The sequence below is a fragment of the Pseudocitrobacter sp. 2023LY-00077 genome, assembly GCF_055796175.1.
This window is the reverse complement of record NZ_JBSPEI010000009.1, coordinates 35,138-58,075: the sequence shown is the minus strand read 5'-3', so window position 1 is coordinate 58,075 and position 22,938 is coordinate 35,138. Positions and strand designations below refer to the sequence as shown.

Sequence of the window (22,938 nt, the reverse complement as noted above, 5' to 3'; positions counted from 1 at the left end):
TGTTGATGCGTGTACCACTGTTTGCCTGCTGTGTGATGCTGGGCGTAATCCCTCTGCTTTGGCTACCAGCGCTTCCTCCTTTGCCGGTCATTGAAGCGGCAATTGTTGTTCTTAGCCTGTTAGCATTGATATGCCCGAAACCGGGTGTGCGCATGCTGTGTATTGTGGGGTTACTTTTTTGCTGGGGCGTGCTGGCCGCCTGGCAGGTGCAACTGCCCGCGCTGCGTATTCCCGGAAAAAATCAGGCCGTCGAGATAGTGCTTAGCCAGACTGACGGACAAACCACGCATCAGGGGAACATTACCCGTTTCAACGGGCAGCGGCTTTTCCCGACACCGGTCATTACGCTGTATGGCAACTACCTGCCACAGCCGCCCTGTGCAGGCCAGCGCTGGGCGATGACGATTCGCGCTCGTGCCGTGCACGGCCAGCTCAACGACGGCGGGTTTGATTCTCAACGCTACGCGCTGGCACAGCATCAGCCGCTCACCGGGCGGTTAATTAATGCTACGCCGCTGGATGCAGCATGCAGCCTGCGAGCGCAGTTTCTGGCATCGTTACGGGTCTCTCTTGCAGGCTACCGATGGTGCGATGTGCTGCTGGCGTTAGGGCTTGGCGAACGTCTCAGCGTTGATCCGGAAATAAAACGGCTGATGCAGCAAACCGGAACGTCGCATCTGATGGCGATTTCCGGGTTACATATCGCGCTGGGCGCATCGCTGGGCTGGATGATTATTCGCGCGTTACAGTTTTTCCTGCCGTGCCGCTTTATTAACTGGCGTCTCCCGCTGGTTGGGGCATTAGTCTGCAGTTTCCTTTACGCCTGGCTCACCGGGTTACAGCCTCCCGCGGTACGCACGGTAGTGGCAGGGGGGATCTGGACGCTGCTGCGGCTATCCGGGCGGCGATGGCGTGGCTGGGACGTATGGCTGTGCTGCATCGCGGCTATCGTATTCATTGACCCATTAGCGGTGTTGTCCGACAGCCTTTGGCTCTCTGCCTTCGCGGTAGCCACGCTAATTTTCTGGTATCAGTGGGTGCCGCCGCCGCGCTGGAAAGGGCGTGCGCCGTTGCGTTTCCTGAAAGAAATGCTCTACCTGCAATTGGGATTGATGCTTTTGCTGACGCCCATGCAAGTGTTTCTGTTTCATGGTGTGAGCACCACTTCGCTGGTGGCGAATTTGCTGGCGGTACCGGTGGTGACGTTTGTGGTCGTGCCGTTGGTGCTTCTGGGAATGTTACTTCACCTGAGCGGGCCAATGGCACTTGAGACGGTGGTCTGGTTTTGCGCTGACACGGTTATGGGATGGGTATTTGCGTATCTGCGTAGCTTGCCAGATGGCTGGCTAAGCGTGGATTCGCGCTGGGCGTGGGCAACGCTCATTCCGTGGATGCTGATCATCGTCTGGCGTCTTCACGGCTGGCGTACTTATCCTGCGCTCTATCTGTCTGGCGTAGCACTGTTAACTTTTCCCTTGTGGCGTTCGACGCCCAACGACCGTTGGCAGGTCACCATGCTGGACGTGGGGCAGGGGCTTTCCATTGTGATTTCGCGACATGATAAGGCGATTGTTTATGATACCGGGCTGGCGTGGCCTGGAGGCGATAGCGGAACGCAACTGATTATTCCCTGGCTGCGCTGGCGTAATCTGACCCCGGAGGGGATTATCCTGAGCCATGAGCATCTGGACCATCGAGGCGGTTTTGACAGCCTGCATAATGCCTGGCCGAAAAGCTGGGTACGAAGCCCTTTAGGTTGGAAAGGGCATCAGGGATGTTTTCGTGGTGACGCCTGGCAATGGCAGGGATTATCTTTTCGGGTGCTCTGGCCGATATCAGCAAACAGACAAACCGGTAATAATGGTTCCTGTGTTATTCGTGTCGATGATGGAAAAAATAGCGTTTTGCTGACTGGCGACATCGAGTTATCGGCGGAAATGGCCATGCAAAGCCATTACTGGCAGTATCTTAGGTCTACAATTATTCAGGTGCCGCATCATGGCAGTAATACCTCGTCAGGCATCGCATTATTACAGCAGGTTAACGGGCAAGCCGCGTTGGCTTCCGCATCCCGCTATAACGCGTGGCGTCTGCCTTCGGCGAAAGTGAAGACGCGCTATCAACAGCATAATTATGCATGGTTCGACACCCCGCATCAGGGGCAGATTACGGTCACTTTTTTCACCAATAAGTGGAAAATAGAAGGCTTACGCGATCAACTTTTACCTCGTTGGTATCATCAGTGGTTTGGCGAGGGGCAGGATAACGGGTAGAATATGCGGCTATTTCAACATAAGCTGGTTTTTTGAATGCAGAACGACAAAGATCTCTCCACGTGGCAGACCTTCCGCCGACTCTGGCCGACTATTGCGCCATTTAAAGCAGGGCTGATTGTGGCTGCGGTTGCGTTAATCTTCAACGCAGCCAGTGATACCTTTATGCTATCGCTCCTCAAACCATTACTGGATGATGGTTTTGGTAAAACGGACAGGTCAGTGCTGTTATGGATGCCATTGGTGGTAATTGGTCTGATGATCCTCAGGGGGATCACCAGTTATATCTCCAGTTATTGCATCTCCTGGGTTTCCGGCAAGGTCGTTATGACCGTGCGCCGCCGCTTATTCAGTCACATGATGGGGATGCCCGTCTCCTTCTTTGATAAGCAATCCACCGGTACGCTGCTTTCTCGTATTACTTACGACTCTGAGCAGGTAGCATCGTCTTCTTCCAGCGCCTTGATTACCGTCGTGCGTGAAGGGGCATCGATCATCGGTCTGTTCATCATGATGTTCTACTACAGCTGGCAGCTGTCGCTGATCCTCATCGTGCTGGCGCCGATTGTGTCAATTGCTATCCGTGTGGTTTCTAAGCGCTTCCGTAACATCAGTAAAAATATGCAAAACACGATGGGGCAGGTGACCACCAGTGCAGAGCAAATGCTGAAAGGGCACAAAGAGGTGCTGATTTTCGGTGGTCAGCAGGTTGAGACCAAACGCTTTGATAAAGTCAGCAATAAGATGCGTCTGCAGGGCATGAAAATGGTTTCTGCGTCTTCTATTTCTGACCCGATCATTCAGCTGATTGCTTCTCTGGCGCTGGCCTTTGTCCTGTATGCTGCAAGCTTCCCAAGCGTCATGGAAACCCTGACTGCCGGTACTATCACCGTGGTCTTCTCATCCATGATTGCCCTGATGCGCCCGCTGAAATCACTGACTAACGTCAACGCGCAGTTCCAGCGCGGGATGGCTGCCTGCCAGACGCTGTTTGCTATCCTCGATAGCGAGCAGGAAAAAGACGAAGGTACTCGCGTGGTTGAACGTGCAAAAGGCGACCTGGAGTTCCGTAATGTCACCTTTACCTATCCTGGCCGTGAAACGCCTGCGCTGCGCGATATCAACCTGTCGATTCCGGAAGGCAAAACGGTGGCGCTGGTAGGGCGTTCGGGCTCAGGTAAATCAACCATTGCGAGCCTGATCACCCGCTTCTACGATATCGACAAGGGCGAAATTCTGCTCGATGGGCATGACCTGCGTGAGTACACCCTGGCGTCACTGCGTAATCAGGTTGCGCTGGTATCGCAAAACGTTCACCTGTTCAACGATACCGTTGCCAATAACATTGCTTATGCGCGTACCGAAGAGTTCAGCCGCGAGCAGATCGAAAAAGCCGCGGAAATGGCCTACGCCATGGACTTCATCAATAAGATGGATCAAGGTCTGGATACGGTTATCGGTGAAAACGGCGTGCTGCTTTCCGGCGGTCAGCGTCAGCGTATTGCCATTGCCCGTGCGCTGCTGCGCGACAGCCCAATCCTGATTCTTGACGAAGCCACCTCTGCGCTGGATACGGAATCAGAACGTGCGATTCAGTCGGCTCTTGATGAGCTGCAGAAAAACCGTACCTCACTGGTGATTGCGCACCGTCTGTCCACTATCGAACAGGCTGACGAAATTGTGGTGGTGGAAGATGGTCGTATCGTTGAACGCGGTAGCCATGCGGATCTACTGGCTCATCGCGGCGTTTACGCACAACTGCACAAGATGCAATTTGGCGAATGATAGCGCGCATCTGGTCGGGCGAATCACCGCTCTGGTTGTTGCTGTTACCGCTCTCCTGGCTTTACGGCCTGGTGAGCGGGCTTATCCGCTTGAGCTATAAGCTGGGCCTTAAAAAGACCTGGCACGCTCCGGTGCCGGTTGTCGTCGTGGGTAACCTGACGGCGGGCGGTAACGGCAAAACGCCGGTGGTGATTTGGCTGGTCGAACAGCTCCAGCAGCGGGGCATTCGCGTTGGCGTGGTGTCTCGTGGTTATGGCGGTAAAGCGGAGACGTATCCGCTGCTGCTGGACCCGGAAACCACCACCGCCCAGGCCGGTGATGAACCGGTGCTTATTTTCCAGCGCACGGGCGCGCCGGTAGCGGTATCGCCTGTTCGTTCGGACGCGGTCAAAGCGCTGCTTGCTGCGCATCCTGTACAACTCATCATCACCGACGACGGCCTGCAACACTATCGACTGGCGCGGGATAAAGAAATTGTCGTCGTTGACGGCGTTCGCCGTTTTGGTAATGGCTGGTGGCTGCCCGCGGGGCCGATGCGCGAACGTGCGTCTCGACTAAAATCGGTCGATGCGATCGTTACCAATGGCGGCACAGCGCAGGCGGGAGAAATCCCGATGCGCCTAAAGCCCGGTCTGGCGGTCAATCTCTTGACCGGCGAACGTCTGGCGCTCCCTGAACTGCATAATGTGGTGGCGATGGCCGGTATCGGTCACCCTCCTCGTTTCTTTGCCACGCTTGAAAGCAGCGGCCTGCAACCGGTCAAAACCGTTGCACTGGCCGATCATCAGGCGCTGACGCTTACGGATGTCGAGGCGCTAACTGCGCCGGGGCAAACGCTCATCATGACCGAAAAGGATGCGGTGAAATGCCGCGCGTTTGCTAAGTCCAACTGGTGGTATCTGCCGGTTGATGCCGAACTGAGCGGCGAGCGGGCGCAACGTTTACTTCAGGAACTGGTCGCTCTGGCGCAACAATAGCCGAAACGGTAAGGCGCGCGGGCGGAATACGGGGATGTGACATGTCAGAGTTGCACTTGACCCTCAGCGCCGCGCGTCATCTCCATCTGGCTGCGCAGGGGTTACTCAAACGCCCACGGCGTCAGGCGAAACCGGCGGATATTCTTGCCACTATTCAACGCATGTCACTGCTGCAAATCGACACCATTAACGTTGTCGCCCGCAGCCCCTATCTTGTTCTCTTCAGTCGCCTTGGCGCTTATCCGCAAAGCTGGCTGGATGACGCGCTGCTTCGTGGCGAACTGATGGAATACTGGGCGCACGAAGCCTGTTTTCTGCCTCGCTCGGATTTCCCGCTGGTTCGTCACAAAATGCTCTCGCCGCATAATATGGGCTGGAAATACCATCCGGAGTGGATGGCTGAGCATGCTGACGAGATCGACGCGCTTATCGCGCATATTGCTGAAAATGGCCCGGTGCGTTCTGCGGATTTTGTCCACCCGCGCAAAGGCGCAAGCGGCTGGTGGGAATGGAAACCGCACAAACGTCATCTGGAAGGGTTGTTTACCGCAGGCAAGGTGATGGTGGTGGAGCGACGCAACTTTCAGCGCGTCTACGACCTCACGCATCGCGTGATGCCAGGCTGGCAGGATGAACTGCACGCACTCTCTCAGGAAGACGCAGAAGCGCTAATGCTGGAAAACAGCGCGCGCAGCCTGGGAATATTTCGTCCGCAGTGGCTGGCAGATTACTATCGCCTGCGTCAGCCGAATCTTCCCGCGCTACTCAAACGCTGGCACGATGCGCAGCAGGTGGTGCCCGTACAGGTTGAGCAACTGGGCGAGATGTGGGTGCACACCGACCTGCTGCCCCAACTTGCGCTGGCGGCGGAGGGCAAACTGAACGCCACGCACAGCGCCGTGCTTTCTCCCTTCGACCCTGTTGTCTGGGATCGCAAACGCGCGGAACAATTTTTTGATTTTACCTATCGGCTGGAATGCTACACCCCGGCACCCAAGCGTCAGTATGGCTATTTTGTATTGCCGCTGTTGCATCAGGGTAAGCTGGTGGGGCGCATCGACAGTAAAATGCACAGAAAAGAGGGCGTCCTGGAAATTTTTGCGCTTTATCTGGAGGAGGGGACTCGCGTGAGCGCCTCGCTGGAAAAAGGCTTGAAACAGGCGCTGGATGATTTTGCCCGTTGGCAAGGCGCTAACCGGATCCGCCTGCAACGGCTGCCGGAAAAGCTCTTTTTGCATCAGCGGGATGGCTGGGAAATTGACGTTGCCTGAGATGGCACTATGATATGCTGCATCGAGGCCTACCCGGTGCATCAGGAGGAACCATGGATCACCGTTTATTAGAAATTATCGCCTGCCCGGTTTGTAACGGCAAACTCTACTACAGCCAGGATAAGCAGGAACTGATTTGCAAGATTGATAACCTGGCGTTCCCGTTCCGCGATGGGATCCCGGTTCTGTTAGAACATGAAGCGCGCCCGCTGGCGGCAGAAGAGAGCAGACCATGAGTTTTGTCGTTATTATTCCGGCGCGATTCGCTTCCACGCGCCTGCCGGGTAAACCGCTACAGGATATAAACGGCAAGCCGATGATTGTTCATGTGCTGGAACGCGCGCGTGAATCAGGTGCGGATCGCATCATCGTCGCGACCGACCATGCCGACGTGGCGAAAGCTGTAGAAGCGGCGGGTGGCGAAGTGTGCATGACCCGTGCCGATCATCAGTCCGGTACCGAGCGTCTGGCTGAAGTAGTCGAGAAATGCGGCTTCAGCGATGACACCATCGTGGTGAACGTGCAGGGCGATGAACCGATGATCCCGGCGGTCATTATTCGCCAGGTGGCGGAAAACCTCGCGGCCAGCAAAGCCGGAATGGCCACGCTTGCAGTGCCTATCGACAATGCGGAAGAAGCGTTTAACCCGAATGCGGTAAAAGTGGTGATGGATAAAGAGGGTTATGCGCTCTATTTCTCCCGCGCCACCATTCCGTGGGATCGCGACCGCTTTGCCAAAAGCCGTGAGACGGTGGGAGATTCCCTGCTGCGCCACATTGGTATTTACGGCTATCGCGCCGGATTCATTCGCCGCTACGTTGGCTGGGCACCGAGCCCGCTTGAGCAGATTGAAATGCTCGAGCAGCTGCGTGTGCTGTGGTACGGCGAAAAAATTCACGTTGCCGTTGCCGAGGAAGTGCCAGGTACGGGCGTCGATACGCCAGAAGATCTGGAACGCGTTCGCGCCGAAATGAAGTAATCCTCTCGCCCCTGCATCCGTGGGGGCCGTTTACCGCTGCGTATTCTGCTGTTTTCTGTAACAGTTTTGATCTTATCCGGTGACATCTGCCTTGCATATGCTCATTATAAAAGCAGTAGCTTTTATGGGGGCAACCTGAAATGGAACAACTGCGCGCCGAACTAAGCCACCTTCTGGGGGAAAAACTCAGTCGGGTGGAATGTATCAATGAGAAGGCTGATACCGCGCTGTGGTCACTGTATGACGCCCACGGCAATCCGCTACCTTTACTCGCCCGAAGCTTCACTACGCCCGGCCTTGCCCGTCAGCTGGCATGGAAAATCTCGATGCTTGCCCGCAGCGGCACGGTGCGAATGCCTGTCGTTTACGGCGTCATGACCCACGAAGAACATCCCGGCCCGGATGTCCTGCTGCTGGAACGCCTGCGCGGCGTACCGGTCGAAGCACCTGCGCGTACTCCGGAACGCTGGGAACAGCTTAAAGACCAGATTGTTGAAGGCTTGCTGGCCTGGCATCGTCAGGATAGCGGCGGATTGGTCGGGTTTGTCGACAGCACTCAGGAAAACCTGTGGCCGCACTGGTATCGCCAGCGTGTCGAAGTGCTGTGGGGAACGCTCAATCTTTATCAAAATACCGGCTTAACGATGCAGGATAAGCGTATTCTGTTTCGTACCCGCGAGTGCTTGCCCGCGCTGTTCGAGGGTTTTAACGACAACTGCGTGCTGATTCACGGTAACTTTACGCTACGCAGCATGTTGAAAGATGCGCGTAGTGACCAGCTGCTGGCGATGGTGGGGCCAGGGGCCATGCTGTGGGCGCCACGGGAGTTTGAACTGTTTCGCCTGACCGAAAGCGGCCATGCGGAAGGCCTGCTGTGGCGCTATCTTCAGCGTGCGCCGGTGGCGGAATCGTTCCTCTGGCGACGCTGGCTATACCTGCTGTGGGATGAAGTCGCCCGGCTGGTGAATACCGGGCGTTTTAACCGCGAGAATTTTGATCTGGCAGCGAAATCACTCTTGCCCTGGATCTCCTGAAATGCCTTTTAGCCACTGCCAGACTCGCCCGAGCGTCTCATAGCCAACGCGATCGCTGTGCATCAGCCAGACCGGGGACGGGATCGCTTTCTCCCACGGGTTCAGCGGCGATTCGATCGCCAACTGGTTGGCGGGGGCTGGCAGCGGATTCAGCCCTGCATGCTGGAAGAAGATCATCGCGCGCGGCAGATGCGACGCAGAGGTTACCAGCAGGAACGGCGCATCGCCGATCGCCGCTTTCACTGCGGCGGCTTCTTCCTCGGTATCTTTCGGTGTGTCGAGGACAATAATCTCGCTTCGCGGCACGCCGAGGCTTTCCGCCACCCGCGCGCCGGCTTCACCGGTGCTGACCGGGTTGGTCAACGCGCGTGCGCCGGTAAAGATCATTTTTGATCCCGGATTCGCCTGCCACAGTCGAATACCTTCGTTCAGGCGCGGCAGGCTGTTGTTAATGAGATTTGAGCTGGGCGCCCACGCCGGATTCCAGGTGTATCCGCCGCCCAGAACCACGATATATTCAGCGTGTTGCTCGCCGCGCCAGGTGGGATATTTATCCTCAATAGGTTTCAGTAACCCATCGGCAACAGGCTGTAGGCTTAACAGCAGGATCAGGAGCCAGCCAAGGGTGATCGCCGTTTTGCCCGTCTTCTGAAAACGCGTAAACCAAACCAGGAATAATCCTAGCCCCGTCAGTAAAAGCAGCAGCGGCAGCGGCAACATCATCCCGCCAATATACTTTTTCAGCATAAAAAGCATCTGAATGGGTCCTTTTTTAACCATCTAAGTGGATCAACGCAGGGATATTACACCAGATAGCTTCATTATCGCCGTGGGTGTGACAAAATAGCCGCCTTGTTGTTGGCGAGTGAGGTCGTCCTGTGCAGGATCGCAATTTTGATGACATCGCGGAAAAATTTTCGCGCAATATCTATGGCACAACGAAAGGGCAGTTGCGTCAGGCCATTTTGTGGCAGGATCTCGACCGGCTGCTGGAAACCTTTGACTCTCGCCCACTGCGCGTCCTGGACGCCGGTGGCGGAGAAGGGCAGACGGCGATTAAAATGGCCGAGCGCGGGCACGAGGTGATTCTGTGCGATCTTTCCGCAGAAATGATCGCCCGCGCAAAACAGGCTGCCAGCGACAAAGGTGTGAGCGACAACATGCATTTTATACAATGCGCGGTCCAGGATGTGGCTCACCATTTGGAAACCCCGGTTGATCTGATATTGTTTCATGCTGTGCTGGAGTGGGTGGCGGAACCGAAAGACGCGCTGAATGCGTTATGGTCCGTCCTGCGTCCGGGCGGCGCATTATCGTTAATGTTCTACAATGCAAACGGCTTGTTGATGCATAACATGGTGGCCGGTAATTTTGACTATGTCATGATCGGTATGCCGAAAAAGAAAAAGCGGACGTTATCGCCGAACTATCCGCGCGATCCGCAACAGGTCTATGGCTGGCTGGAAGAGGCTGGCTGGCAGGTCACCGGGAAAACCGGCGTGCGAGTGTTTCATGACTATCTTCGCGAAAAACATCGGCAGCATGACTGCTATGAGATGTTACTGGAATTAGAGACGCGCTATTGCCGTCAGGAGCCTTACATTAGCCTGGGGCGCTATATTCATGTCACCGCGCTGAAGCCGCAGAAGCAAGGATAAACTATGAGTGAATTTTCCCAGACAGTCCCCGAACTGGTTGCCTGGGCCAGAAAAAATGATTTTGCCATCTCGCTTCCGGTCGACAGGCTCTCATTTTTACTGGCTGTTGCAACGCTGAACGGCGAGCGACTGGAGGGTGAAATGACGGAAGGCGAGCTGGTGGACGCGTTTCGTCATGTGAGTGATGCGTTTGAGCAAACCAGTGAAACCATCAGTACGCGTGCCAACAACGCGATTAACGATTTGGTTCGCCAACGTCTGCTGAACCGCTTTACCAGCGAAGTGACCGAAGGCAATTCTATTTATCGCCTGACGCCGCTTGGGATCGGTATTACCGATTACTATATCCGCCAGCGCGAATTCTCGACCCTGCGCCTCTCAATGCAGCTGTCGATCGTGGCCGGCGAACTGAAACGCGCCGCCGATGCGGCAGCGGAAGGTGGCGATGAATTCCACTGGCACCGTAATGTCTATGCGCCGCTGAAATACTCGGTGGCCGAGATTTTCGACAGCATCGACCTGACGCAGCGCATCATGGATGAGCAGCAGCAGTCGGTAAAAGATGATATCGCCCAGTTGCTGAATAAAGACTGGCGTGCGGCGATCTCCAGCTGCGAAATGCTGCTGTCTGAAACGTCTGGCACACTGCGTGAATTACAGGATACCCTGGACGCGGCAGGCGATAAGCTACAGGCTAACCTGTTGCGTATTCAGGATGCGACGCTCAGCCTTGATAATCTGCACTTTGTCGACCACCTGGTGTTCGATTTGCAGAATAAACTCGACCGCATCGTGAGCTGGGGCCAGCAGGCGATTGACCTGTGGATTGGCTACGATCGTCACGTGCATAAATTTATCCGTACCGCCATCGATATGGATAAAAACCGCGTCTTTGCCCAGCGTTTACGCCAGTCGGTACAGAATTACTTCGATGCGCCGTGGGCGCTCACCTACGCCAGCGCCGATCGTCTGCTGGATATGCGTGACGAAGAGATGACGCTGCGCGATGAAGAGGTGATGGGTGAACTTCCGCCTGATTTAGAGTACGAAGAGTTTAACGAAATCCGTGAACAGCTGGCAGCGCTGATTGAAGAGCAGCTCGCTATCTATAAAACCAAAGCGCTCCCGCTGGATCTGGGGCTGGTGGTAAAAGAGTATCTGCTCCAGTACCCGCGCGCACGACACTTCGACGTGGCGCGTATTGTAGTCGATCAGGCGGTTCGTTTAGGTTTTGCACAAGCAGATTTCACCGGGTTGCCAGCAAAATGGCAGCCAATTAATGATTACGGAGCCAAGGTACAGGCGCATGTCATCGACAAATATTGAACAAGTGATGCCAGTTAAACTGGCGCAGGCCCTGGCCAATCCTATTTTTCCGGCGCTGGATAGCGCGTTGCGTGCGGGTCGGCATATCGGTCTGGATGAGCTGGATAATCACGCCTTTTTGATGGATTTCCAGGAATATCTGGAAGAGTTTTACGCGCGTTATAACGTTGAGCTGATTCGTGCGCCGGAAGGGTTTTTCTACCTGCGCCCGCGTTCCACCACGCTGATTCCGCGCTCGGTATTGTCCGAGCTGGATATGATGGTCGGAAAGATCCTCTGCTACCTCTATCTGAGTCCGGAGCGCCTGGCAAACGAGGGGATTTTCACCCAGCAGGAGCTCTACGACGAGCTACTGGCGCTGGCGGATGAAGCCAAGCTGTTGAAGCTGGTGAACAACCGTTCTACCGGTTCTGACCTTGATCGTCAGAAGCTACAGGAAAAAGTCCGTTCGTCCCTGAACCGTCTGCGCCGTCTGGGTATGGTGTGGTTCATGGGCCATGACAGCAGTAAATTCCGCATCACCGAATCCGTGTTCCGCTTCGGCGCTGACGTGCGTTCGGGCGACGATGCGCGTGAAGCGCAACTGCGTATGATCCGCGACGGCGAAGCGATGGCGATTGAAAACCATCTGCAACTCAATGATGAGAATGAAGACAATCAGCCGGATAGCGGGGAGGAAGAGTAATGATCGATCGCGGTAAATTTCGTTCGCTAACGCTGATTAACTGGAACGGGTTCTTTGCCCGTACCTTTGACCTTGATGAATTAGTCACCACTCTGTCGGGCGGTAACGGGGCAGGGAAATCCACCACCATGGCGGCCTTCGTCACGGCGCTGATCCCTGATTTAACCCTGCTGCACTTCCGTAACACCACCGAAGCGGGCGCGACCAGCGGCTCGCGCGATAAAGGTCTGCACGGTAAGCTGAAAGCGGGTGTCTGTTACTCGGTGCTGGACGTCATGAACTCGCGCCATCAGCGCGTGGTCGTGGGTGTACGTTTGCAACAGGTCGCCGGGCGCGACCGTAAAGTTGACATCAAACCGTTCGCCATTCAGGGGCTGCCAACCTCTATGCAGCCGACGTCGTTGCTTACCGAAACGCTCAACGAGCGTCAGGCGCGCGTACTGACCCTGCAAGAGCTGAAAGACAAGCTCGAAGCCATTGAGGGCGTGCAGTTCAAGCAGTTTAACTCAATCACCGATTACCACTCGCTGATGTTCGATCTGGGCATCGTGGCGCGTCGTCTGCGTTCTGCGTCTGACCGTAGCAAGTTCTATCGCCTGATTGAAGCCTCGCTGTACGGCGGGATCTCCAGCGCCATCACCCGTTCTCTACGTGACTACCTGCTGCCAGAAAACAGCGGCGTGCGCAAAGCGTTCCAGGACATGGAAGCCGCGCTGCGCGAAAACCGCATGACGCTGGAAGCGATTCGCGTCACTCAGTCAGACCGCGACCTGTTCAAGCATTTGATTTCCGAAGCGACAGATTATGTGGCGGCGGACTACATGCGTCACGCCAACGAACGTCGTATCCACCTCGATAAAGCGCTGGAGTATCGTCGCGAACTGTTTACCTCTCGTCAGCAGCTGGCAGCGGAGCAGTACAAGCACGTCGATATGGCCCGTGAGCTGCAGGAGCATAACGGCGCGGAAGGCGATCTTGAAGCCGATCACCAGGCGGCAAGCGACCACCTGAATCTGGTGCAGACCGCGTTGCGTCAGCAGGAAAAAATTGAGCGCTACGAAGCGGATCTGGAAGAGTTACAGGTCCGCCTTGAAGAGCAGAACGAAGTGGTTGCCGAGGCGGCAGAGCAGCAGGAAGAGAACGAAGCCCGCGCCGAAGCCGCTGAACTGGAAGTTGATGAGCTGAAAAGCCAGCTTGCCGACTACCAGCAGGCGCTGGACGTACAGCAAACTCGCGCCATTCAGTACAACCAGGCGCAACAGGCGCTGGCCCGCGCGAAAGAGCTGTGTCATCTGCCCGATCTGACGCCTGACAGCGCCGATGAATGGCTGGAAACGTTCCAGGCCAAAGAGCAGGAAGCCACTGAAAAACTGCTTTCCCTCGAACAGAAAATGAGCGTGGCGCAAACCGCCCACAGCCAGTTCGAGCAGGCCTATCAGATTGTGGTTGCCATTAACGGCCCGGTTGCCCGCGATGAAGCGTGGAACGTGGCGCGTGAATTACTGCGTGACGGCGTCAATCAGCGTCATCTCGCCGAGCAGGCGCAGTCTCTGCGTGGCCGACTGAACGAGCTGGAACAGCGTCTGCGTGAGCAGCAGGAAGCCGAACGTTTGCTGGCGGAATTCTGCAAACGTCAGGGCAAACACTACGATATTGAAGACCTGGAAACGCTGCATCAGGAACTGGAAGCACGTATCTCCGCGCTCTCCGACAGCGTTTCAAGCGCCAGCGAACAGCGTATGTCGCTGCGCCAGGAACTGGAAACGCTGCAATCGCGCATCTCTGCGCTGATGCACCGCGCGCCAGTATGGCTGGCAGCGCAGAACAGCCTGAACCAGCTGTGCGAACAGAGTGGCGAACAGTTTGAGTCCAGCTCGGATGTCACTGAATATCTACAACAGTTGCTTGAGCGCGAGCGTGAAGCGATTGTTGAGCGTGATGAAGTTGGCGCGCGTAAACGTGAAATCGATGAAGAGATTGAACGTTTAAGCCAGCCGGGCGGCTCGGAAGATCAGCGCCTTAATGCGCTGGCCGAGCGTTTTGGCGGCGTGCTGCTGTCTGAAATTTATGATGATGTCAGCCTGGACGATGCGCCGTACTTCTCTGCGTTGTATGGCCCATCTCGTCACGCGATCGTGGTCCCGGATCTCTCGCAGATCGCCGAACAGCTGGAAGGTCTGGAGGATTGCCCGGAAGATCTGTATCTGATCGAGGGTGACCCGCAGTCGTTCGATGACAGCGTCTTCAGCGTCGATGAGCTGGAAAAAGCGGTGGTGGTGAAAATCGCCGATCGCCAGTGGCGTTATTCTCGCTTCCCAAGCCTGCCGCTGTTTGGCCGCGCGGCGCGCGAAAACCGCATCGAGACCCTGCACGCCGAGCGCGAAGTGCTCTCCGAGCGTTTTGCCACGCTCTCCTTTGACGTGCAGAAAACCCAGCGTCTGCATCAGGCGTTCAGCCGCTTTATCGGCAGCCATCTGTCGGTGGCGTTTGACGATGACCCGGAAGCCGAGATTCGCAAACTGAATACCCGTCGCGGTGAGCTGGAACGCGCGTTGAATACGCACGAAAGCGACAACCAGCAGCAGCGTACCCAGTTTGAACAGGCGAAAGAGGGCGTAGCCCAGCTTAACCGCCTGCTGCCGCGTCTGAGCCTGCTGGCCGATGAAACGCTGGCAGACCGCGTCGGTGAAATTCAGGAACGTCTGGATGAAGCGCAGGAAGCCGCGCGCTTTATTCAGCAGCACGGTAACCAACTGGCGAAACTGGAGCCGGTGGTGTCGGTTCTGCAAAGTGACCCGGAACAGTTTGAACAGCTGAAAGAAGATTATGCCTGGTCGCAGCAGGTGCAGCGCGAAGCCCGTCAGCAGGCGTTTGCCCTGACGGAAGTGGTGCAGCGTCGTGCACACTTCAGCTACTCTGATTCGGCTGAGATGCTCAGCGGCAACAGCGATCTCAATGAAAAACTGCGTCAGCGTCTGGAGCAGGCAGAAGGTGAACGTACGCGTGCCCGTGAAGCGATGCGTACCCATGCCGCGCAGCTGAGTCAGTACAGCCAGGTCCTGGCGTCGCTGAAAAGTTCTTACGACACCAAGAAAGAGCTGCTTAACGATCTCTACAAAGAGTTGCAGGATATTGGTGTACGCGCCGACAGCGGGGCGGAAGAACGTGCGCGTATTCGCCGCGATGAACTGCACGCGCAGTTAAGCAACAACCGCGCGCGTCGTAATCAGCTGGAAAAAGCGCTGACCTTCTGCGAAGCAGAAATGGATAACCTGACCCGTAAGCTGCGTAAGCTGGAACGTGATTACCTGGAAATGCGCGAGCAGGTGGTGAGCGCGAAAGCCGGCTGGTGCGCGGTGATGCGTCTGGTGAAAGACAATGGCGTAGAACGTCGTCTGCACCGCCGCGAGCTGGCGTATCTTTCTGCCGATGACCTGCGTTCGATGTCGGATAAAGCGTTGGGTGCGCTGCGTCTGGCGGTGGCTGACAACGAACACCTGCGCGATGTGCTGCGCATGTCGGAAGATCCGAAACGTCCGGAACGTAAAATTCAGTTCTTCGTGGCGGTGTACCAGCATCTGCGCGAACGTATCCGTCAGGATATTATTCGTACCGATGATCCGGTCGAAGCTATCGAACAGATGGAAATCGAACTGAGTCGTCTGACCGAAGAGCTGACCGGGCGTGAACAGAAACTGGCGATTAGCTCTCGCAGCGTGGCGAACATTATTCGCAAAACCATTCAACGCGAACAGAACCGTATTCGCCAGTTGAACCAGGGGCTGCAAAGCGTGTCGTTTGGTCAGGTTAACAGCGTGCGTCTGAACGTTAACGTTCGTGAAACGCACTCGACGCTGCTGAATGTGCTTTCCGAGCAGCATGAACAGCATCAGGATCTGTTTAACAGCAACCGTCTGACCTTCTCAGAAGCGCTGGCGAAGCTCTATTCCCGCCTCAATCCGCAAATCGATATGGGGCAGCGCACGCCGCAAACCATCGGTGAAGAACTGCTGGATTATCGTAGCTATCTGGAGATGGAAGTCGAAGTTAACCGTGGTTCCGATGGCTGGCTGCGTGCGGAATCCGGCGCGCTCTCTACCGGTGAAGCGATCGGTACCGGGATGTCGATTCTGGTGATGGTGGTACAGAGCTGGGAAGATGAAGCGCGTCGTCTGCGCGGAAAAGACCTCTCGCCGTGCCGTCTGCTGTTCCTCGATGAAGCGGCCCGTCTGGATGCCCGTTCCATCGCCACGCTGTTCGAGCTGTGCGAGCGTCTGGAGATGCAGCTGATTATCGCCGCGCCAGAAAATATCAGCCCGGAAAAAGGCACCACCTATAAACTGGTGCGTAAAGTGGTTGGCGCCCATGAGCACGTTCACGTGGTCGGTCTGCGCGGTTTTGCCGCACAGCTGCCAGAGACGCTGCCGGGAACGGCCGACGCTTCATGATGTAAAAAGTCGTAAAGGACAAACCCGGTTCGCGAAAGCAACCGGGTTTTGTCTTATTAATCGTTTAGGTATCTGCTTTTGCTGGCGGAAGAGGTATCATCTTTAGACTTCTTTACATTTGGTCAGGCAGAATTTTTTTGTCTTTATATACTGAGAGTAAGCCCGTTTTACGAGCATTAATGCAATAACAGGGGGCAAGGGATGTTGCTTAATAAAAAGAATGGTCGTCGATTGTCGGTCGTGAGTATGTGTCTGGCAATGACGTTTGCTCCACTGTTTAACGCGCTGGCCGATGAGCCAGAAGTCGTGCCTTCAGACAGTTCCGCCACGGTTGCGGAAACGGCGCCTGCGCTGGCGGTACCGGGAAGCCAGGCATCCGCGATGGCGAATCTGTTGGGAACGCAGCCGCTCCCGGATGGGGCTGCGGCGAAGAGCCGTGCCGATATTCAGTCATGGCTGCCGGCAGGCTATACGCCGGTTTATCTGAATCCGCTGGTCATGCTTTATGCCGCTCACGATATGAAACCGATGTGGGAAAATCGTGATGCCGTACGCGCGTTCCAGCAGCAACTGGCCGAAGTCGCTATCGCCGGTTTTCAGCCGCAGTTTACCAAATGGGTTGAGCTGTTAACCGACCCGAACGTTAGCGGGATGGCGCGGGATGTCGTGCTGTCTGATGCGTTGATGGGCTATCTGCACTTTATCAGCGGTATCCCGGTTCAGGGTAATCGCTGGCTCTACAGCGCGAAACCGTACACCCTGGCGACGCCGCCGCTGTCGGTGATTAACCAGTGGCAACTGGCGCTCTCCGAGGGCACGTTACCGCAGTTTATCGCCGGGCTGGCCCCGCAGCATCCGCAGTATGAAACTATGCACCAGACGCTGCTGTCGCTGCTCTCCGATACCAAACCCTGGCCAACACTCAAGGCTGGCGCGTCGCTGCGTCCGGGGCAATGGAGTAGCGATGTGCCTGCGCTACGTGAAATTTTACAGCGCCATGGCATGCTTGATGGCGGGCCCAATATAACGTTGCCAGGCGATGAGCCCGCAGTCAGCCCATCAGCGAATACCCGGAAAACGGTGAAGCCCGGGCCTCAGGCGTATGACCGTACATTGTCCGATGCCGTCAAACGCTTCCAGACTTCCCAGGGGCTGGGCAGCGATGGCGTCATTGGCGGTGCCACGCGCGATGCGCTCAATCTTTCCAACGCCGAACGTGCAGGTGTGGTAGCGCTGAATATTCAGCGTTTGCGTCTGCTGCCAGGCAAACTCTCCACGGGCATTATGGTCAATATTCCGGCGTATTCGCTGGTCTATTATCAGGACGGAAATCAGGTGCTGGCGTCCCGCGTCATCGTGGGACGCCCGGATCGTAAAACGCCGATGATGAGCAGCGCGCTGAATAACGTGGTGGTCAATCCGCCGTGGAACGTGCCGCCAACGCTGGCACGCAACGATATTCTGCCGAAACTGCGCAATGACCCTGGCTATCTTGAGCGTCATAACTACACGGTAATGCGCGGCTGGAGCAGCAGCGAAACCATTGACCCATGGCGCGTAGACTGGTCAACGATTACGCCGTCGAATCTGCCGTTCCGCTTCCAGCAGGCTCCGGGACCGCGCAATTCGCTCGGGCGGTATAAGTTTAATATGCCGAGTTCGGACGCCATCTATTTGCACGATACGCCGAACCATAATTTATTCCAGAAAGATGCCCGCGCGTTAAGTTCTGGTTGTGTGCGTGTGAATAAAGCATCTGAACTTGCCGGTATGTTATTGGGTGATGCCGGATGGAATGACACGAGAATTTCCGATGCGCTGAAGCAGGGGAATACCCGTTATGTGAATATCCGACAGAATATCCCGGTCAATCTTTATTACCTCACCGCTTTTGTGGATGCTGATGGAAAGACACAATATCGCACAGATATTTACAATTATGATGTAACAGCGCGATCTGGCGCACAAATTCTGCCAAAAGCGGAACAATTAATCAGATAAATGAAGTAGTTCAGGTAATTTAGTGGTCCTATCTATGTCGCAACCTTCTCCCCGGAAAGCCCTGGTGGCGCGGGTTGCGCTGGGATGGTCGCCTTGACGCTGGCAGAAATGCCCGGTAAGGTGCCCTACGTGCGCCAGAAGTGCATAAATTTCGATCACATTTACTTGTAGACCTGATTATCATGGACAAATTTGACGCTAATCGCCGCAAACTGCTGGCGCTAGGTGGGGCTGCGCTGGGCGCTGCTGCCATCTTGCCGACGCCCGCACTTGCTACCCTCTCGACCCCACGTCCGCGGATCCTGACGCTGAACAATCTTCATACGGGTGAGTTGATAAAAGCCGAGTTTTTCGACGGCAGAGGCTATATTCAGGATGAATTAGCAAAACTCAATCATTTCTTCCGTGATTTTCGCGCGAATAAAATAACCTCTATCGACCCCTCATTATTCGACCAGCTTTATCGGTTGCAGGGCTTATTAGGCTCTAACCGTCCGGTACAGCTAATCTCTGGCTATCGTGCCATTGACACGAATAATGAATTACGTGCCCATAGCCGTGGTGTAGCGAAAAACAGCTACCACACGAAAGGACGGGCGATGGATTTCCATATTGAAGGTGTTTCGTTAAGCAATATTCGCAAAGCCGCGTTATCTATGCGCGCAGGTGGTGTAGGATACTACCCACGTAGCAACTTTGTGCATATTGATACCGGGCCGGTGCGGCACTGGTAACGAAACAGGAGCCTTATGAACTATCGTATTATTCCGGTCACCGCGTTCGCGCAGAACTGTTCATTGATTTGGTGCGAGCAAACGAAACTTGCTGCGCTGGTCGATCCAGGCGGCGACGCAGAGAAAATCAAAGAACAGGTTGAGGCCGCTGGCGTTACTCTGGTTCAGATTTTACTCACTCACGGGCATCTTGATCACGTAGGCGCGGCGGCGGAGCTGGCTGCGCATTACGGTATTCCCGTGATTGGGCCGGAAAAAGAAGATGAGTTCTGGCTGCAGGGATTACCGCAACAGAGCCGGATGTTTGGCCTCGAAGAGTGCCAGCCGCTGACGCCAGACCGTTGGCTGAATGAAGGCGAAACGGTGAGCGTGGGTAACCTGAAGTTGCAGGTTCTTCATTGTCCGGGCCATACGCCGGGCCACATCGTCTTTTTCGATGATGCCTCGCGCTTGCTGATTTCCGGGGATGTTATCTTTAAGGGCGGGGTGGGGCGCAGCGATTTTCCGCGCGGTGACCACGGCCAACTGATCGACGCGATTAAACGCAAGCTGTTGCCGCTGGGCGATGACGTGACGTTTATTCCAGGTCATGGGCCGCTGTCAACGCTCGGCTATGAGCGGCTGCACAACCCGTTCCTGCAGGATGAAATGCCTGTCTGGTAAGAGCAAAAAAGGCCGCGAAAGCGGCCTTTTTTATGTCGTCTGATCCGTCTTACAACACGGCGACAATGGCTTCGCACAGCGGCGCCATGTTGTCCGGCGTCATACCGGCGACGTTGATACGGCCAGACGCCACCGCATACACGCCAAACTCTTCACGCAGACGCAGCACCTGATCTTTGGTCAGGCCGCTGAACGAGAACATCCCGTTTTGTTTAGTGATAAAGGTGAAGTCGCGATTCGCGCCTTTCTCCTGCAGCGTGTTCACGAACAGCAGACGCATGCGCTGAATGCGTTGACGCATGTCGGTCAGTTCCTGTTCCCAGATAGCGCGCAGAGCGTCATTGCTGAGAATGGTGGCGACAACGGACGCACCGTGAGCTGGCGGGTTGGAATAGTTAGCACGAATGACCGACTTCATCTGGCTGAAGGCGCGATCGGCGTTGTCCGCATCGCGGGTGACCAGGGTGCAGGCGCCAACACGTTCGTTATACAGACCGAAGTTTTTAGAGTAAGAGCTGGCAACAATCAGCTCATCATGCAGCGCGGCGAACGCGCGCAGACCTTCTGCATCTTCTTCCAGACCACGGGCGAAGCCCTGGTAGGCGAAATCGAACAGCGGCAGCCAGCCTTTCTCAGCGGAGATCTTCGCCAGCTGTTGCCACTGCTCCAGCGTCGGATCGATACCGGTCGGGTTATGACAGCAGCCGTGGAACAGCACCACATCGCCGGCCTGTGCATTGTTCAGGCTGGCAACAAGGCCATCAAAATTGAGCGCATGGTTCTGTGCGTCATAGTAGTCATATTCGCAAACTTCGAGACCCGCAGCGTTGAAGACGCCTTTATGGTTCGGCCAGCTCGGGTTGCTAACCCAGATGCGTTTCGCACTGGTGTTTTTGGCGAGGAAATCTGCCGCGACGCGCAGTGCGCCAGTACCGCCAGGCGTTTGCGCCGTGCGGGCGCGTTTAGCGTTGACGATTTCACTTCCTTTACCGAACAGCAGCTCCTGCGTGCAACGACCAAACTCCGGGATACCATCAATACCGAGGTAATTTTTGGTCGTTTCATTTTCCAGCAGATAAAGCTCCGCTTTTTTAACGCTGGTCAGAACCGGGGTTTTACCGGTCTCATCTTTGTAAACTCCAATCCCGAGGTTGATTTTGCTCGGGCGGTCGTCGGCACGAAACAGATCGGCCAGGCCCAGAATTGGGTCGGCAGGGGCGGCTGTAATGTTCTCAAACATGACGGGGTTCCATTTATGAGTGACTTGGAGAAATCCGCTATCAGGTTAACGGCAGATTTACAAAATGCCAACCGTTTGCAATGAAAAGCGCGAGCCTTTTCAAAAGTCGCGATTTTTAACTGGCTGAAATATAAAAAACAGGGCCGAAGCCCTGTTTCCTGTGCATATAACAAAGTGGCGTACTGATTAGAACTGGTACACGATACCCACGGCTGCCTGGTCGTCGGTGGACAGGCCAGTGGCTGCGGTGTAGTCGTTTTCGTCCAGCAGGTTGAATTTATACGCTGCATAGACGTTCATGTTTTTGTTGAAGTAGTACCAGGTACCCACTTCGATATATTTCAGCAGGTCAGCAGTGCCGCCGTCGAAGCCAGGGCGGGAAGCCAGGTTTTTACCTTTAGACTGGACGTAGCCAACGGAGGGACGCAGGCCGAAGTCGAACTGGTACTGAACTACTGCTTCAATGTTCTGGGTTTTGTTGGCAAAGCCAGCGTCTTCTGGGGTCATGTTGTAGGTCTGAGAGTACATGACAGCAGCATAGACGTTGTTGGCATCGTACTTAGCAGAGGTCGCCCACGCTTCAGCTTTGTCGCCGCTGGCGCTGAAGGCCTGGTTTTTCTGATCGGTAGTACGGTTGGAGTTCGCATAGCCTGCGGAAATCGCGAAGCCTTCACCAAAGGCATAAGTTGCAGAGGTGCTGACGCCGTCGCCATTCTGCTTCTGAATGCTACGTTCTTCGTTTTTACCCTGATACTGAACCGCGAAGCTCAGACCATCGACCAGGCCGAAGAAGTCAGAGTTACGGTAGGTGGCTACGCCATTGGTACGCGCAGTCATGAAGTTATCAGTGTAGTTCCAGCCGTCGCCGCCCCACTCAACCAGCATATCGGTTGCGGATTCAACGTCGTAGATAGCGCCGTAGTTACGACCGTAGTCGAAAGAGCCGAATTCACCGGCTTTCAGGCCTGCGAAGGCCAGACGGGTTTTGCTGGTTTGAGAACCTTCAACATTGGACGCATCCATGTTGTATTCCCACTGACCATAACCGGTCAGCTGTTCGTTAATTTGAGTTTCCCCTTTCACACCAATACGGGCATAGGTGGTATCAGAGTTGCTGGTGTCACCATTGGTGGTCCACACATGCTCACCGACCATTTTGCCGTAAAAGTCCAGTTTGTTGCCGTTTTTGTTGTAGATTTCTGCAGCGTTAGCTGCACCGGCTACCAGCAGGGCAGGGATCACCACTGCCAGGATATTGCGCTTCATCATTATTTATTACCCTCATTAGGTTTTTTTTATATCGACACTCGCCACTGCCGCCAATAACTTCTGTCAATAAAAATTTACAGAAACATTGATGATAGTTTGGTGTCTTTTTGTGTCTGAGAGGCATATTTCCATTCAAACCACCGTTTCGCTAGCCTGAAAGTGCTACAAATATCCTAATTAAGTAACAAGAAGAAATTATGTGTAACAAAAAGTTAAAAATAAGGAACTTTGTGAGACAACTCAAAGTTCTGTTGGGGTTAGGGAAGCATTAAGTGAAATGGTGAATATCTATATGAATTTCTTATCTTTAATCTCTAATATGGTTGTTTGTTGAGCATGTTGATGTAAATATGAGCTGCCAGAAATGTTAAATTTAAGTATCTAAGTGACGGTGGTTTCGCTTAAAAATAATGCTATCGGCTCAGGTATTTCTAAAATCCATAAGCAATTGCACATTTTTTGTGCATAAACGTTAACGGAAATGGGATGTAACAAACTACGTGATGCAGGGGGTTGATCCTTAAGGTAATTGACGAAGATTTACGTTAAGGGCACAAAAAAGGCCAGCATATGCTGGCCTTGTTGAGAGTGCGGA

Annotated in this window: 16 protein-coding genes and 1 pseudogene; 14 read left to right on the top strand and 3 right to left on the bottom strand. The window is 54.9% G+C overall.

The window, feature by feature from the left end; translation table 11 throughout:
- Positions 1-5: 5 nt before the first annotated feature.
- The 7 genes from ACWWFX_RS13070 (at position 6) to ACWWFX_RS13040 (ending at position 8,319) form a co-directional block, all read left to right on the top strand.
- The gene (locus tag ACWWFX_RS13070) at positions 6-2,273 is read left to right on the top strand and encodes a ComEC family protein (protein WP_473223986.1); all 2,268 of its coding nucleotides are present in this window, start codon (positions 6-8) and stop codon (positions 2,271-2,273) included.
- Positions 2,274-2,309: 36 nt separating this feature from the next.
- Positions 2,310-4,058, top strand: a complete 1,749-nt coding sequence (gene msbA / locus ACWWFX_RS13065; protein ID WP_276217967.1) for a lipid A ABC transporter ATP-binding protein/permease MsbA — start codon at positions 2,310-2,312, stop codon at positions 4,056-4,058.
- Positions 4,055-5,035: a tetraacyldisaccharide 4'-kinase gene (gene lpxK, locus ACWWFX_RS13060; protein ID WP_473223985.1), complete on the top strand. Its 981-nt coding sequence runs from the start codon at positions 4,055-4,057 to the stop codon at positions 5,033-5,035. Before msbA ends, lpxK begins: the two co-directional genes overlap by 4 nt.
- A gap of 41 nt (positions 5,036-5,076) precedes the next feature.
- Complete coding sequence (locus tag ACWWFX_RS13055) at positions 5,077-6,306, top strand: winged helix-turn-helix domain-containing protein (protein ID WP_473223984.1); 1,230 nt, start codon at positions 5,077-5,079, stop codon at positions 6,304-6,306.
- Positions 6,307-6,359: 53 nt separating this feature from the next.
- Positions 6,360-6,542, top strand: coding sequence for a protein YcaR (gene ycaR, locus ACWWFX_RS13050; RefSeq protein ID WP_015965089.1), 183 nt, complete (start codon positions 6,360-6,362; stop codon positions 6,540-6,542).
- Positions 6,539-7,285, top strand: a complete 747-nt coding sequence (kdsB, locus tag ACWWFX_RS13045; RefSeq protein WP_113857358.1) for a 3-deoxy-manno-octulosonate cytidylyltransferase — start codon at positions 6,539-6,541, stop codon at positions 7,283-7,285. The genes ycaR and kdsB overlap by 4 nt, the downstream gene beginning before the upstream one ends.
- Positions 7,286-7,425: 140 nt before the next feature.
- Entirely contained in the window at positions 7,426-8,319 is an 894-nt protein-coding gene (locus ACWWFX_RS13040; RefSeq protein ID WP_473223983.1) for a YcbJ family phosphotransferase, read from the top strand.
- Here ACWWFX_RS13040 and elyC read toward each other — a convergent pair.
- On the bottom strand, positions 8,296-9,075 hold the full coding sequence (gene elyC / locus ACWWFX_RS13035) for an envelope biogenesis factor ElyC (protein ID WP_473223982.1): 780 nt from the start codon (positions 9,073-9,075) through the stop codon (positions 8,296-8,298). The two genes, ACWWFX_RS13040 and elyC, sit on opposite strands and share 24 nt — an antisense overlap.
- A gap of 122 nt (positions 9,076-9,197) precedes the next feature.
- Here elyC and cmoM point away from each other — a divergent pair.
- From cmoM to ACWWFX_RS13000, 7 genes and pseudogenes are all read left to right on the top strand, one after another.
- Positions 9,198-9,984, top strand: a pseudogene (gene cmoM / locus ACWWFX_RS13030) (tRNA uridine 5-oxyacetic acid(34) methyltransferase CmoM).
- Entirely contained in the window at positions 9,981-11,303 is a 1,323-nt protein-coding gene (gene mukF, locus ACWWFX_RS13025) for a chromosome partition protein MukF (RefSeq protein WP_276217953.1), read from the top strand. The pseudogene cmoM and the gene mukF overlap by 4 nt, the downstream one beginning before the upstream one ends.
- On the top strand, positions 11,284-11,988 hold the full coding sequence (gene mukE, locus ACWWFX_RS13020) for a chromosome partition protein MukE (RefSeq protein ID WP_015965083.1): 705 nt from the start codon (positions 11,284-11,286) through the stop codon (positions 11,986-11,988). The genes mukF and mukE overlap by 20 nt, the downstream gene beginning before the upstream one ends.
- Positions 11,988-16,436, top strand: a complete 4,449-nt coding sequence (gene mukB / locus ACWWFX_RS13015) for a chromosome partition protein MukB (protein ID WP_473223981.1) — start codon at positions 11,988-11,990, stop codon at positions 16,434-16,436. Before mukE ends, mukB begins: the two co-directional genes overlap by 1 nt.
- Before the next feature lie 201 nt (positions 16,437-16,637).
- On the top strand, positions 16,638-18,437 hold the full coding sequence (gene ldtD, locus ACWWFX_RS13010) for a L,D-transpeptidase (protein ID WP_276217948.1): 1,800 nt from the start codon (positions 16,638-16,640) through the stop codon (positions 18,435-18,437).
- Positions 18,438-18,619: 182 nt separating this feature from the next.
- Positions 18,620-19,171: a peptidoglycan L,D-endopeptidase MepK gene (gene mepK / locus ACWWFX_RS13005; RefSeq protein ID WP_015965080.1), complete on the top strand. Its 552-nt coding sequence runs from the start codon at positions 18,620-18,622 to the stop codon at positions 19,169-19,171.
- A gap of 15 nt (positions 19,172-19,186) precedes the next feature.
- Positions 19,187-19,834 (top strand): MBL fold metallo-hydrolase, encoded by a 648-nt coding sequence (locus tag ACWWFX_RS13000; protein ID WP_473223980.1) that lies wholly within the window; start codon positions 19,187-19,189, stop codon positions 19,832-19,834.
- A 49-nt stretch (positions 19,835-19,883) separates the two neighbouring features.
- Here the strand turns inward: ACWWFX_RS13000 and ACWWFX_RS12995 are convergent, their stop codons facing one another.
- Positions 19,884-21,074, bottom strand: a complete 1,191-nt coding sequence (locus ACWWFX_RS12995) for an amino acid aminotransferase (protein WP_276217945.1) — start codon at positions 21,072-21,074, stop codon at positions 19,884-19,886.
- A gap of 186 nt (positions 21,075-21,260) precedes the next feature.
- Positions 21,261-22,343 carry a porin gene (locus ACWWFX_RS12990; RefSeq protein WP_456145144.1) on the bottom strand — a complete coding sequence of 361 codons (1,083 nt, stop codon included), beginning with the start codon at positions 22,341-22,343 and terminating at the stop codon, positions 21,261-21,263.
- Positions 22,344-22,938: the final 595 nt, after the last annotated feature.

Bases quoted from the DNA above. Each gene is read 5' to 3' on its own strand.
- ycaR (WP_015965089.1), top strand. From the start codon at position 6,360: ATGGATCACCGTTTATTAGAAATTATCGCCTGCCCGGTTTGTAACGGC.
- mepK (WP_015965080.1), top strand. From the start codon at position 18,620: ATGGACAAATTTGACGCTAATCGCCGCAAACTGCTGGCGCTAGGTGGG.
- ACWWFX_RS12990 (WP_456145144.1), bottom strand. From the start codon at position 22,343: ATGATGAAGCGCAATATCCTGGCAGTGGTGATCCCTGCCCTGCTGGTA.
- msbA (WP_276217967.1), top strand. From the start codon at position 2,310: ATGCAGAACGACAAAGATCTCTCCACGTGGCAGACCTTCCGCCGACTC.
- mukF (WP_276217953.1), top strand. From the start codon at position 9,981: ATGAGTGAATTTTCCCAGACAGTCCCCGAACTGGTTGCCTGGGCCAGA.
- kdsB (WP_113857358.1), top strand. From the start codon at position 6,539: ATGAGTTTTGTCGTTATTATTCCGGCGCGATTCGCTTCCACGCGCCTG.
- ACWWFX_RS13055 (WP_473223984.1), top strand. From the start codon at position 5,077: ATGTCAGAGTTGCACTTGACCCTCAGCGCCGCGCGTCATCTCCATCTG.
- ldtD (WP_276217948.1), top strand. From the start codon at position 16,638: ATGTTGCTTAATAAAAAGAATGGTCGTCGATTGTCGGTCGTGAGTATG.
- ACWWFX_RS13040 (WP_473223983.1), top strand. From the start codon at position 7,426: ATGGAACAACTGCGCGCCGAACTAAGCCACCTTCTGGGGGAAAAACTC.
- ACWWFX_RS12995 (WP_276217945.1), bottom strand. From the start codon at position 21,074: ATGTTTGAGAACATTACAGCCGCCCCTGCCGACCCAATTCTGGGCCTG.
- mukB (WP_473223981.1), top strand. From the start codon at position 11,988: ATGATCGATCGCGGTAAATTTCGTTCGCTAACGCTGATTAACTGGAAC.
- lpxK (WP_473223985.1), top strand. From the start codon at position 4,055: ATGATAGCGCGCATCTGGTCGGGCGAATCACCGCTCTGGTTGTTGCTG.
- ACWWFX_RS13070 (WP_473223986.1), top strand. From the start codon at position 6: ATGCGTGTACCACTGTTTGCCTGCTGTGTGATGCTGGGCGTAATCCCT.
- mukE (WP_015965083.1), top strand. From the start codon at position 11,284: ATGTCATCGACAAATATTGAACAAGTGATGCCAGTTAAACTGGCGCAG.
- elyC (WP_473223982.1), bottom strand. From the start codon at position 9,075: ATGCTTTTTATGCTGAAAAAGTATATTGGCGGGATGATGTTGCCGCTG.
- ACWWFX_RS13000 (WP_473223980.1), top strand. From the start codon at position 19,187: ATGAACTATCGTATTATTCCGGTCACCGCGTTCGCGCAGAACTGTTCA.